Annotated in this window: 17 protein-coding genes; all 17 read right to left on the bottom strand. The window is 32.7% G+C overall.

The window, feature by feature from the left end:
• Positions 1–46 precede the first annotated feature (46 nt).
• Positions 47–382 (bottom strand): 50S ribosomal protein L22, encoded by a 336-nt coding sequence (gene rplV, locus JX287_RS02775; RefSeq protein ID WP_003144105.1) that lies wholly within the window; start codon positions 380–382, stop codon positions 47–49.
• 33 nt (positions 383–415) lie between these two features.
• Positions 416–694, bottom strand: coding sequence for a 30S ribosomal protein S19 (gene rpsS / locus JX287_RS02780; protein ID WP_003147627.1), 279 nt, complete (start codon positions 692–694; stop codon positions 416–418).
• Positions 695–781: 87 nt separating this feature from the next.
• The gene (gene rplB, locus JX287_RS02785) at positions 782–1612 is read right to left on the bottom strand and encodes a 50S ribosomal protein L2 (protein ID WP_003147626.1); all 831 of its coding nucleotides are present in this window, start codon (positions 1610–1612) and stop codon (positions 782–784) included.
• 35 nt (positions 1613–1647) lie between these two features.
• The gene (rplW, locus tag JX287_RS02790) at positions 1648–1929 is read right to left on the bottom strand and encodes a 50S ribosomal protein L23 (RefSeq protein WP_003144216.1); all 282 of its coding nucleotides are present in this window, start codon (positions 1927–1929) and stop codon (positions 1648–1650) included.
• Complete coding sequence (gene rplD, locus JX287_RS02795; RefSeq protein WP_048802796.1) at positions 1929–2552, bottom strand: 50S ribosomal protein L4; 624 nt, start codon at positions 2550–2552, stop codon at positions 1929–1931. The genes rplW and rplD overlap by 1 nt, the downstream gene beginning before the upstream one ends.
• A 32-nt stretch (positions 2553–2584) precedes the next feature.
• Positions 2585–3247: a 50S ribosomal protein L3 gene (gene rplC / locus JX287_RS02800; RefSeq protein WP_003144195.1), complete on the bottom strand. Its 663-nt coding sequence runs from the start codon at positions 3245–3247 to the stop codon at positions 2585–2587.
• Positions 3248–3266: 19 nt separating this feature from the next.
• Complete coding sequence (rpsJ, locus tag JX287_RS02805; RefSeq protein WP_003147624.1) at positions 3267–3575, bottom strand: 30S ribosomal protein S10; 309 nt, start codon at positions 3573–3575, stop codon at positions 3267–3269.
• 357 nt (positions 3576–3932) lie between these two features.
• Positions 3933–4319, bottom strand: a complete 387-nt coding sequence (locus JX287_RS02810; RefSeq protein WP_204641670.1) for an OsmC family protein — start codon at positions 4317–4319, stop codon at positions 3933–3935.
• Between the two features lie 81 nt (positions 4320–4400).
• Positions 4401–5066 carry an HAD family hydrolase gene (locus JX287_RS02815; RefSeq protein WP_239650316.1) on the bottom strand — a complete coding sequence of 222 codons (666 nt, stop codon included), beginning with the start codon at positions 5064–5066 and terminating at the stop codon, positions 4401–4403.
• Positions 5067–5252: 186 nt separating this feature from the next.
• On the bottom strand, positions 5253–5903 hold the full coding sequence (locus JX287_RS02820) for a nitroreductase family protein (RefSeq protein WP_204641672.1): 651 nt from the start codon (positions 5901–5903) through the stop codon (positions 5253–5255).
• Between the two features lie 127 nt (positions 5904–6030).
• Positions 6031–7212: a CapA family protein gene (locus JX287_RS02825; RefSeq protein WP_204641673.1), complete on the bottom strand. Its 1182-nt coding sequence runs from the start codon at positions 7210–7212 to the stop codon at positions 6031–6033.
• A 162-nt stretch (positions 7213–7374) separates the two neighbouring features.
• Positions 7375–8049, bottom strand: a complete 675-nt coding sequence (locus tag JX287_RS02830; protein ID WP_204641674.1) for a hypothetical protein — start codon at positions 8047–8049, stop codon at positions 7375–7377.
• Between the two features lie 26 nt (positions 8050–8075).
• Positions 8076–8966, bottom strand: a complete 891-nt coding sequence (gene dprA, locus JX287_RS02835) for a DNA-processing protein DprA (RefSeq protein ID WP_204641675.1) — start codon at positions 8964–8966, stop codon at positions 8076–8078.
• Positions 8967–8978: 12 nt separating this feature from the next.
• Positions 8979–10025 carry a competence protein CoiA gene (locus tag JX287_RS02840; protein ID WP_204641676.1) on the bottom strand — a complete coding sequence of 349 codons (1047 nt, stop codon included), beginning with the start codon at positions 10023–10025 and terminating at the stop codon, positions 8979–8981.
• Positions 10026–10095: 70 nt separating this feature from the next.
• Complete coding sequence (locus tag JX287_RS02845; RefSeq protein ID WP_204641677.1) at positions 10096–10377, bottom strand: hypothetical protein; 282 nt, start codon at positions 10375–10377, stop codon at positions 10096–10098.
• A gap of 54 nt (positions 10378–10431) precedes the next feature.
• Complete coding sequence (locus tag JX287_RS02850) at positions 10432–11247, bottom strand: methyltransferase domain-containing protein (RefSeq protein ID WP_204641678.1); 816 nt, start codon at positions 11245–11247, stop codon at positions 10432–10434.
• Between the two features lie 277 nt (positions 11248–11524).
• The gene (gene tadA, locus JX287_RS02855; protein WP_204641833.1) at positions 11525–11989 is read right to left on the bottom strand and encodes a tRNA adenosine(34) deaminase TadA; all 465 of its coding nucleotides are present in this window, start codon (positions 11987–11989) and stop codon (positions 11525–11527) included.
• Between the last annotated feature and the right edge of the window lie 17 nt (positions 11990–12006).

The raw sequence follows: 12006 nt of genomic DNA on the forward strand, positions 1-12006 counted from the left end.
GTAGCCTCCTTTAACTAGTTTAGCTTTTATAATTTCTTAATTTTTATTATTTGTTGTCACTTAAAACGATAGTGATGTGACTTGTTCTTTTGTTGATTGAACTTGCAGCACCTTTTGCTCTTGGACGGAATCTTTTAAGAGTTGGTCCTTCATTTGCAAATGCTTGTGATACTACTAAGTCTTCTACATTCATTCCATAGTTGTGTTCAGCGTTAGCAGCAGCTGATTTAATAACTTTAGCTACTGGTAAAGAAGCTGATTTAGTTGTGAATTCTAAAATTCCTAATGCTTCGCCCACTTTTTTTCCACGTACTAAGTCTAATACTAGTCTTACTTTACGAGGAGCGATGCGGACTGTCTTAGCGATTGCTTTTGACTCCATGAATGTGCCTCCTTGATTTTACTAATTTCTAAATTATCTTCTTGTTTTTCTGTCGTCTGCAGCGTGACCTTTGTAAGTTCTTGTTGGTGCAAACTCACCTAATTTATGTCCTACCATATCTTCAGTCACATATACAGGTACATGTTTTCTTCCGTCATATACTGCAAAAGTAAGTCCTATGAATGTTGGGAAGATTGTTGAACGACGAGACCAAGTTTTAATTACTTGTTTCTTTTCTTGTTCGTTCATTTTTTCAACTTTTGCTAATAAGTGGTGATCAGCGAATGGTCCTTTTTTTAAACTACGAGCCATTGTGTTATCTCCTTTCCGATACTTTGCATACTTAAGGGTGTGGTAAAGAGCACTTGCTCCTCACCAACTAACCTTTGATTAATTTTATTATTTAGTTCTAGCACGTACGATAAATTTGTTTGAACGAGCTTTTTTAGAACGAGTTTTCTTACCAAGAGTAGGTTTACCCCATGGTGACATAGGTGATTTACGTCCGATTGAAGTACGTCCTTCACCACCACCGTGTGGGTGATCGTTCGGGTTCATAACAGATCCACGTACAGTTGGTCTTTTACCTAACCAACGAGTTCTACCGGCTTTACCGATATTTACTAGTCCGTGTTGTTCGTTACCAACTTCACCGATTGTAGCACGGCAAGTTGCTAAGATCATTCTAACTTCTCCTGATTTAAGACGTACTAATACGTATTTACCTTCTTTACCAAGTACTTGAGCACTTGCTCCAGCTGAACGTACTAATTGTCCACCTTTACCAGGTTTAAGTTCGATGTTGTGAATTAATGTCCCTACTGGGATGTTTGCTAGTGGTAATGCATTACCAACTTTAATATCAGCAGTTTCACCAGATACTAAGATTTGTCCTACTTGTAATTCTTTAGGAGCGATGATGTATCTTTTTTCTCCATCTACATAGTGTAATAGAGCGATATTTGCTGAACGGTTTGGATCGTACTCAATTGTAGCAACTTTTGCTGGTACGTTGTCTTTATTTCTCTTGAAGTCAATAATACGGTATTGTTTTTTGTGTCCTCCACCGTGGTGACGAACAGTAATTTTACCTTGGTTATTTCTTCCCGCTTTTTTCGGTAGCGGCGCTAATAATGACTTTTCTGGTTTGTTAGTTGTAATTTCTGCAAAATCTAATGATGTCATGTTACGACGACCGTTAGTTATAGCTTTATATACTTTAATTGCCATTTGTCATTTTTCCTCCTTAGTGGTATTTGTTATTCTTAAGCGAATAATCCTTCGATTGTTTGTCCTTCTGCTAACTTAACGATAGCTTTTCTACGTTTGTTAGTGTAACCACCGTATCTTCCAACACGACGGAATTTTGGTTTGTAGTTCATTACGTTTACTTTCTCAACTTTAACTCCGAAGATTTCTTCGATAGCTTGTTTAATTTGAGTTTTATGAGCGCGTGTGTCTACTAGGAAAGTGTATTTATTTTCTTGCATTAATAAATAACTTTTTTCAGTTAGTACTGGGCGTTTGATAATATCGCGTGCTTCCATTATGCTAATACCTCCCCAACTTTTTCTACTGCATCTTTAGTGAATACAACTTTGTTGCTTCCTAAGATGTCTAATACGTTAAGACCAGTTGTTTCAACGAATTCAACTCCTGGAATATTTCTTCCTGATAAAACAGTATTTTCTTCTAGTTCAGTAACTACGAATAATACTTTTTTCTCTAGGCTAAGGTTTGATAACATTTCTTTAAAGTTTTTAGTTTTAATTGTATCAAATGATAAACTTTCTAATGCAAATACTTCGTTAGCTGCTACTTTAGAAGATAAAGCAGAACGTAATGCTAAACGACGCATTTTACGTGGCATTTTGAAGCTGTAGCTACGTGGTGTAGGTCCGAATACAATTCCACCTCCACGCCATTGTGGTGAACGGATAGATCCTTGACGAGCACGACCTGTTCCTTTTTGACGCCATGGTTTGCGACCACCACCTGAAACTTCAGAACGTCCTTTTGTTTTGTGTGTACCTTGACGAAGTGATGCTCTTTGTAAAGTTACAGCTTGGAATAAAACGTGTTGATTTGGTTCGATTCCGAATACTGCTTCATTAGCTTCAACTGCACCAACTTTAGTACCGTCTTGTTTAAATAAATCTAATTGTGGCATTATCTAATTTCCTCCTTCCGTATATTTTCCGATTATTTACCAGATTTAACTGCTGATTGGATTTTTACGAAGCTTTTCTTAGATCCTGGAATACATCCTTTAACTAGGATTAATCCATTTTCTACATCTACGCTTACGATTTCTAAGTTTTGAGTAGTAACTGTAACTCCACCCATTTGGCCTGGTAATGCTTTACCTTTGAATACACGGTTAGGTGCTACAGGTCCCATTGACCCAGGACGACGGTGGTAACGAGAACCGTGAGCCATTGGTCCGCGGCTTTGTCCATGACGCTTGATTGCCCCTTGGAATCCTTTACCTTTACTTACTCCTGTTACGTCAACTAAGTCCCCTGCTGCAAAAATATCAACTTGGACTTCTTGACCTACTTCATAATTAGCAACTTCTGCATCTCTGATTTCGCGTACGAAACGTTTTGGAGCAGTGTTAGCTTTATCTGCGTGACCTTGTTCAGGTTTGTTCGCAACTTTTACTAAACGGTCTTTACGTTCTTTATCGTAAGGACGTTTGTCGTCGAATCCTAATTGGATTGCGTTGTATCCTTCAACTTCTTCTGTTTTCTTTTGTAATACGACGTTACCTTTCGCTTCAACTACTGTTACTGGAATTAATTCTCCATTTTCAGCGAAGATTTGAGTCATACCTACTTTTCTTCCTAAGATACCTTTGGTCATCGAAAGTCACCTCCTATAATTATAATTTTAATTCGATGTCAACACCTGATGGTAAGTTTAAGCTGATTAAAGCGTCAACTGTTTTTTGTGTTGGTTCAATAATATCGATTAGGCGTTTGTGTGTACGTTGTTCGAATTGTTCACGGCTATCTTTGTAAATGTGAACTGAACGTAAGATTGTGTAAACTGCTTTTTCTGTTGGTAATGGAATTGGTCCAGAAACTTTTGCTCCAGAACGTTTTGCAGTTTCAACAATTTTCTCTGCACTTTGATCTACTAATCTGTGATCATATCCTTTAAGACGAATACGAATTTTTTGTTTTGCCATCATTTCTCCTCCTATACATTTATTCGCTGCTATCTAGTAGCAACTTCTCCACGAAAGTTCTCCAGCACGCCATGCCATGGCAAAGCGGCCGGGCGTGTCAGTAACCTTTCGCTTCAACGCAAGTCTTTTGCAAGACCAACATTTATTATTATACATGGTAAAAGCATATATTGCAAGTATTTTAACGAAAAATTTTTAAAAAAATTTATGAATATGTTTTCTATTTTTTACTTACTTTTTAATCTTTAATTTACTTTCTAATTTTACCTATATTATATGGAAGAAAAAATTTATTTTTCTTCAAAAAAATTAAAAATACTTAGAGTTTTTATACCCTAAGTATTTCTAATTTCTAATTTATTTTAAAGGTAAAATATTATATTGAATTTCTAAGTCTGAAGACAATAAATGCGAAACTTTACAACGAAGTTTAATATTATCTAATACCCCTTGTCTATCTCCAGCAGCAAGTTGTTCCTCAGTTCGATCTACATGAACATTAACTACAATTTTTTTATTATCATAATCTACAACTAGTTCAGTTTCAATCGCTAGATCTACTAATTCATATGCTCTGAAGAAATATCCTTTTGCACACATACTTACACATCCATTGTATGCAGTAGCAAATAAATCCATAGGACCATCTTTACTTTCTTCTATAAACATTTTATACTCACCACCCAGCGGTGTAGTTGCATGTGAAGTAAAACCTTCTTTAATTTTTAAATTAGACGTATACATAACAGTCTCCCTTTGTATATATAATTTTAAGATTACTCTTAATAAGTTTATTATACTCTCATATACTATTTTTGTATACTATTATTTCTCGACTATACTTCTAACTGTTTCTACTAAATCTACATCTTTATACTTATAGTTTACACCAGTGAAATCCATATATTTAGTAATATCATTTGTCTGAAGTATTAACGTTGCACCTGAAGCCGCAGCTCCTAATGCTCCCGGACGTGAATCTTCAACTGCAATTGTATTATTAATATCTGCACCTAGTTTTTTTGCCGCTAGTAAATAGATATCTGGGGCAGGTTTAGGATTCTTTACCTCTTCTTTTGTTGCAATTGCTGAGATATATTTCTCAAAACCTTTTCTTCGAAGTCCTGTCTCAATATGTTCTCTCTTTCCATTTGAAGCAACAGCCATCTTTATTCCGTGATTGTAAAGATACTCCATTACCTCAGCAATTCCTGGTAATACTGATGCATTATGATAATTATCTAATATACGCTTTGTAATCTCCGCTTCGAATTTATCATAATCTTCACTAGACATACCATATCTATCATTATAATATTTTCTACTCGTTTCTTCATTCGTTCCAGAAACGTTTTTTATATAGTCCATCTTATCCAGTTTTTCATTTAACACTTCTTTTGTTAAATCACGCATATTTTCATAGTAAACTTTCTCAGTATCTACTATTGTTCCGTCAAAATCAAAAATAACCGCCTCTAATTTTTCCACCATTAATCTCCTTTTTCTTATATACATATAACTACTATTTTATAATGTAATACTCAAAATTCAAAATAATTTGGACAAAAAAGAGCACCATAACCACAAATAATTATGATTAAGCACTCTTTCTGTATATTTTTATTTATCTAAGTTTAACTCTAGCATACCAAAATTAGTTGCATCACTTGAAAACTATTATTCAAATCTCACAAGATTCTCTGCCTTCATTCTTACAGTTGGTCTCGCATCTTTTTCCTTTTTACCTAGGGCTATAAGCATCACAGGAATTAAGTTCTCTTCTAATTCAAATAATTCAGCTACCTTTTCTCTAACAAATCCGCCAATAATATTAGTGTCATATCCTTTAGCATATGCAATATTTGCAAATTGCATAGTCCACAATCCACAATCAAAATATACACCTTCTCTATTTTTATCAATCGGCAAGTTTTCTAATTGAGGTCCCATTCCTTTTTCGAAACCATCTTTTACCTCTTCAGTCATATAACCTTTTTCGACAGCTTCTCCGTAAATTTCATCAAATTTCCCGTAGTGATTCAAGTCTCCTAAGACTATAATCATAGCGGCTGAGGTATCATTTTGAATTTTATTATAATTAGCACTTCCTAATTTTTCTTTACCTTCTGGTGTATCTACAACAATATATCTCCAAGGTTGTAAATTACACGATGAGGGAGCGATATTAGCTTCATTTAACATTTCTATTATTTCTTCACGTTTAATTTTAACATTCGGATCAAAATACTTAACCGATTTTCTTCCTTTAATTACATCAAAAAACTCTGGCCTTTTCTTACCTAATAGAGTACCAAAAAATTTCCTCACTAGATTTCCTCCTTCTTCAAGTAATCAACTCAATAATTTTACTATACTTGAGAATTATTATCAAACAAAAGGCTCAAACAGAAATAATTTATAAAAATGTCAACTATCTCTTAGTCCATATAGTCTTTTACTCCCACTTCAAGTTTACATGTTCCATTATTTCTTTGTATGAAACATCTACTTTTTCCTTCATTTTATCATCAAGCTGATCTCTAAGTTTTCCACCATTAATAAAATCTTCTAACACCATAATTTTATAGTCGTATAATGGAATTCCATTTATATTTCTACCGTTAAGTTTTGAATAAACTAGTGTTGGATGAGCTTTTACAGTTTTAACAGTTGTTTTATCGTTTGCTTTTTCGAATGTAACATCCATCAATAAACCTCTCTCAGGCCACTTGTTTTCCATTCTTTCCATACGTTGGTTTGAAACGAAGTTCCCCATAGAGTATATTATAAATTTCTTATCTCCATCTTTTTCTACAGTCTCAGCAGGCTCTATAACATGAGGATGCCCTCCGAATACTACATCAGCACCCCATTCTATCATCTTGTGATAAAGAGCTTTTTGTTCTTCTGTAGGCTCTAACTTATACTCGACACCCATCTGAGGCATCACTACTGTAACATCTGCTTCTTTCTCAGCTCTTTGTATTTCTTCTTTCATCTTTTCCTCATCAAGATCCGATAAATGATTAGTTCTATCCTCTGCAGTTAAATTAGCATCCATTCCATTATAACCATAAGCATAGGCTAGAATTGCTATTTTAATTCCATTAACCTCTTTAATAAGAATCTTATCTTCCGAACGTTTTTTATCAGCATGGACTCCAACTGTATCCAAACCTCTATCTTTGAAGACTTTATCCGTATACTTCAATCCATACAAACCTGTATCCAATATATGATTATGAGCTAAATCAACAACATCATACCCTACTTCTTTCATTGTATCTGCAATTTGAACAGGAGCATTAAACAATGGATATCCTCCTAGTGGAGAACGATCACTAATAGTCCCTTCAAAATCTCCTATCGCTAAATCAGCACCTTCAATCCATGGCTTAACATATTCAAAAAATGGATTGAAATCATAACTTCCATCTTCTTTTTTAGCAGTATAATAAAGTGCATCATGAATAAGAATATCTCCATTAGCTACAACTCGCGCAGTTCTCACACTCGAATCGCTATCCTTTTTTAAAGTTCCCCCTTCTTTATCAGATGCTGTTAAAAAATAAATACACGAAAAAATAATACCACTAATACTCAGTACACCTAATAAATATACTAATACTTTCCTCAATATAATATCCCTCCTAATTAAATACTTTATCTATCTATAATAACAAGTAGTTAATAATATTTCAATTAACTACTCGTTTTATATAATTATTTTATATCGCAACAATAATGTGATCCTCTTACACATCATCAAGTTTTCCATTATAAAATATTTCATTATTCTCTATTTCCCTAATAATATATCCAAGATCATCTGTGGTTTAGTAACCATAAGAAGATGATCTGACTCCTCTATTTGTGTATAATTCATTCCTACTAATTTGAAATAAGAAAAAACAGAAAGTTTATTAAAAATATTCCTACTTCTTTTTAATAGTTCTAAATTATCTACCCCCGCGTATAAAGATAAATAATTATACTCTATTCGCGAGTTCGGCCTTACCATATATTCACTACCTTCTTTTTTAAGTTTTCTTAGAATTAACTCCACTAAAAACTCATCTTGCATCTCTTCTACACTAAGTGTCTTTGATAGATATTCTTCTTTACTAGTGAACTTTATCTCTGGTTCAAAATATGTTTTTAACACCGATTCAGGAGGTATAGGTTCTAAGCCCTCAATAATGATTAAATTAACACCATCAAGGTACTCACTAAAAATCTCTAAACCGTTAAGTAAAACGACCGTACCGTAAGAAGCAGCAACTATAAAACCACCTCTTCTTACTTTTGTCATTTTATTTAATAGTACCTTCTCAATTTCTTTTTTTGATATAGATTTAAAACTCTCTTCGGTAAATTCAATAAAATCAAAGGTTTGGTCTGGCATATTTTCTAAGACTCTCGCCCAAATACATCTATCCCAACCTAGTGGATTAATAAATAAGATATCTGTCATACTAATCATCCTCTCAAATATCTACACTAAAATCCTAATTCGTCACCAAAATCCTCTAATTTATTTACAAGTATCGCCCCCTCTTTAATGTATTCATTCATTGCATAACTCATCTTATCGCCAAATTTCCCTGGTAGGCAGAATACATCAGAACCTACATCCAAGGCAAAATCCACCGTCCTTTGCGTTCCACTTCTTTTTGCCGCTTCAGTTACTAAAAGAGCACTGGAAAGACCAGCGACAATCCTATTCCTTTCTAAGAATTTATATTTCCTTATAGGTGAAGTTGGAAAATACTCAGATATAATAAGATGGTTTCGTTCTAATTCCTTATAAAGTTTATAACTTTTTTCCGGATAAATTATATTGTGCCCATGAGCTATTACACCGATGGTGTACCCCTTACTTTTTATAGCGCCCTCATGAGCAAGACTATCGACACCAATCGCAAGACCACTAACTATAACAAAATTATTCATAGTTAAATATGGTACTATACTCTGCAAGGCATCTTTTGAATATGATGTATTGTTTCTGCTTCCTACTATAGATATCTTTCTTCTAAATAGAAGCAAATCTTTATTTCCCCTGTAAAATATAATATATGGATAATCATAAATCCTAAATAATTCTTTCGGATAATAGATATCATCGCAAAAAATATACTTTACATTATAAAACTCAAAATAACTCTCGAAATCAAACTCCATATTATTATGAAGCTTAGTATAAATTTCTTCAGCATTATCTCCAAAATATACAGCTAACTCAGGTATAGATAATTCGAGAATCTTCTCTATACTATTTAAATCCATAAAAACTTTATGTAGCTTGAGTGTTGTAATCCTCTCAATCGCTATTAACGAAAGTAATACCTTTTTTTCTTTTTCTGTAAAACTACCACTATACTCCCCCATAGTTTCATCCTCTTACTTTTCATTCTCAACCAATAAAGCATAGTATGCTTTAAATACTTTTAAGAAAATCTCCCCTTGTTGAACATTGTTAATATAAATACTATCTTTAAACTCTATAATATTACTCATTATTCTTATAAGTTCTGAGTAACTTTTACCCTCTTTATAAAATCTATACATCAACCCTTGCCAATAAACAAGTGGAGTTCTAATAAGAACTTGCTCCAACATATTCACACCAATGATTTCAGGTATATTATTTAACTCTATATGTTGGTTATAAAACATACTCAATACTTTATTTTTCACAGTTTTATCATATTTAATTTGCTCGTAGACATAGTTTTCAACATCTTCCGGATATAACTTAGACGTTAAATCTTTATCCAGTAGTTTCAAATCAAGTGGTACATCAAACTCATCAATACTCAAACTAGTTTTTATACAAACAGCATTTCGTTTTTTCAAATTATGAGCCCAAATTTGATAAAATTCAAATTTTTTATTTATATTATCCCAACCATAAAAGAATACTTTCCCTTGATAATAATTTAAAAAATTATCCACAAATGGCGCATACCTAATATAACTTATACCATCATAACTCTTCAATTCTTTTACAAATTTGTTTGTATCGATTAGCCAGATTAATTTCAATCCAGCTTTCATATATCCTCTTGTTCTCGCTTTAATAAGATCAAATGGAATAACCGATCTTTGATACTCAAAAGCGATACTATTATCTTTAATAAATACATCAGCTATCTGAATATCATTCTCCCCAGTTTTAAAAATATGTTCGACTTCCACATTACGATATTTTTTTCTAAAATGCTCATAAAGATCCTTCTTCGCTTCAAGGTGCTCACTACTCTCTTTCTTATAAGTTTCAAACTCACATGAACAATTCTTAGCATGAGCAAAATGCGATTGAATTTTCACTCCTTTTTTGAAAATTACTCTCCCCCCACATATCGGACAGTGATATTCCTTATTTTTTTCCACCTCACTATCCAAAGCATTAAAAACTTCATCCTTACTATCGTATGCCACGTACATAATGTTTCTCCTCTTTTTTCTGTACTACACTTACAAACTACATCTAACGGCGTCTTATTCAATTGTCATTTTACTTTAATACCCTATACCTTCTATAGGTTGCATCACCTTCTTCTATTTCAACAAACTTATCTAGATTAACCCAGCTTATTTCATCTTTATGGTTATCACTATCTACTAGATATACCCTATCATCTTTTTTACACAAATAGTAATTTGTCTGACGAATACTAGCCTCTCTCATAAAATATGTATTTTTATCCTGTATAGAAAAATCTAGACAACTTGTTGTCCATGGTTTTTTAACATATTTTTTTACTTCGACAACTTGGTCATATTTTTCAATGTTCATACTCTATCCTCCTTCATAATTTCCTTTTAATGTACTCCGTGCTTTCTATGTATACTACTTCTTACAAACTAAAAGTTCTAAATCTATCGTAATTTCTTTTAATTGATTAATATCAGAATCTGTAATTTCTTCAGAAAATGTTAAAGGTGTCATCTTAAGAAAACTCTCAGCTTGCTCCTTAGTCAATCGGAATGTATCATTTACAGTTAACTTTTCTACGATGGTGCAATTTCCCTCAATCAATTTCACAGTATCTCTATTCGTGTATTCCTTCCCACCAATTAACTCTCTAATCTCCCTTAAGTAATTTGTATTAGGAATAACTTTTATCAAATATCCATCATCACCTAACACTCTGAAAAACTCTTCATAATTAGCAGGGGTTAGTATGTTAAGAATACACGAAACACTTCCGTCTTTAAACGGAAGACTAGCTAAGTTAGCCACCATATAAGGATTCAATTTATCTTCTTTAACAGCTAATTCAATCGCATCTTTACTATTATCCAAACCATAGAAATATTTCCCAGGAAATACTGTTTTTAACTTCTTAATATAATATCCTTCCCCACAACCAATATCCAATACAACATCTTTAGCATACTTTTCAATTAAATTTTGAATATTCTTTAATACATTTTCATAAAAACTATTACTAAAAACTTCACTACGAGCTTTAAATAAATCTTCACTGTATTTCGTGGGTTTATAATTGTTTATCAGATGAATATAGCCTTTTTTTGAAAAATCATAACGATGATTTCCATTGCAAACAAGACTGATACCCTCTATGTGAGATTCTGATAAACACTTTGGACAAAGGTATATTTCCTCTTGATTAAACTTTTTTATTACATTTTCTATTTTCATTGAAACTCCTCTATACTTTCTAAGTTAATTGTATCAAATTTTATTTAAGAATGGTAGCAAAAAACAGTTGAAAAATCAGAAATTTTCGCCTTTTTTAGATTTCTTCTTAAGTTTATTTTTAATAAGTAACTATTTATTTTATTACTATATATTAAAACAAAAATGACGACACAATTCTTTGAAATGTTTTTATCGTCATTATGTTTATATATTATTATCTTTAATTATTTTATATTTATAATTTGAAAAATTTTAAATTTATAAATATATTAAATATTTATTTCTTTTTTCGCTCTCTTAACTCTTTGAAAAAGTTCTTCATTAGCATAGAACATTCTTCTTCAAGAACCCCAGAGATAACCTTAGCCTGATGATTAAATTTATTCTCTCCTACTAAATCAATGCAACTACCACAGCAACCATATTTAGGATCACTCGCTCCATAAATAACATTTTCAACTCTAGCTTGAACAATTGCTCCACTACACATAACACAAGGCTCTACAGTAGTATATAAATAACTATTGTCAAGTCTCCAAAAACCCTGTTTTTCACAACCTTTTTTAATAACTAACATTTCTGCATGATTCAATGCCTGTTGATTTTCTTCACGAGTATTATGAGCCTTCGCAACAACCTTACCATCAATAACCAGCACAGCTCCAATAGGTACTTCACCTTTAGCGTAAGCTCTCCGCGCTTCTTCTAGCGCCATCTCCATATAATAAGAATGATTTTTCACACCACTACATCCTTCCG

This window comes from Gemella haemolysans (genome assembly GCF_901873445.1).
GTDB lineage: Bacteria > Bacillota > Bacilli > Staphylococcales > Gemellaceae > Gemella > Gemella haemolysans_C.

Bases quoted from the DNA above. Each gene is read 5' to 3' on its own strand.
- JX287_RS02815 (WP_239650316.1), bottom strand. From the start codon at position 5,066: ATGGTGGAAAAATTAGAGGCGGTTATTTTTGATTTTGACGGAACAATA.
- dprA (WP_204641675.1), bottom strand. From the start codon at position 8,966: ATGGGGGAGTATAGTGGTAGTTTTACAGAAAAAGAAAAAAAGGTATTA.
- JX287_RS02850 (WP_204641678.1), bottom strand. From the start codon at position 11,247: ATGAAAATAGAAAATGTAATAAAAAAGTTTAATCAAGAGGAAATATAC.
- JX287_RS02840 (WP_204641676.1), bottom strand. From the start codon at position 10,025: ATGTACGTGGCATACGATAGTAAGGATGAAGTTTTTAATGCTTTGGAT.
- rplD (WP_048802796.1), bottom strand. From the start codon at position 2,552: ATGCCACAATTAGATTTATTTAAACAAGACGGTACTAAAGTTGGTGCA.
- rplV (WP_003144105.1), bottom strand. From the start codon at position 382: ATGGAGTCAAAAGCAATCGCTAAGACAGTCCGCATCGCTCCTCGTAAA.
- JX287_RS02810 (WP_204641670.1), bottom strand. From the start codon at position 4,319: ATGTATACGTCTAATTTAAAAATTAAAGAAGGTTTTACTTCACATGCA.
- rplC (WP_003144195.1), bottom strand. From the start codon at position 3,247: ATGACCAAAGGTATCTTAGGAAGAAAAGTAGGTATGACTCAAATCTTC.
- rplW (WP_003144216.1), bottom strand. From the start codon at position 1,929: ATGGAAGCACGCGATATTATCAAACGCCCAGTACTAACTGAAAAAAGT.
- rpsS (WP_003147627.1), bottom strand. From the start codon at position 694: ATGGCTCGTAGTTTAAAAAAAGGACCATTCGCTGATCACCACTTATTA.
- rpsJ (WP_003147624.1), bottom strand. From the start codon at position 3,575: ATGGCAAAACAAAAAATTCGTATTCGTCTTAAAGGATATGATCACAGA.
- rplB (WP_003147626.1), bottom strand. From the start codon at position 1,612: ATGGCAATTAAAGTATATAAAGCTATAACTAACGGTCGTCGTAACATG.
- JX287_RS02830 (WP_204641674.1), bottom strand. From the start codon at position 8,049: ATGACAGATATCTTATTTATTAATCCACTAGGTTGGGATAGATGTATT.
- JX287_RS02845 (WP_204641677.1), bottom strand. From the start codon at position 10,377: ATGAACATTGAAAAATATGACCAAGTTGTCGAAGTAAAAAAATATGTT.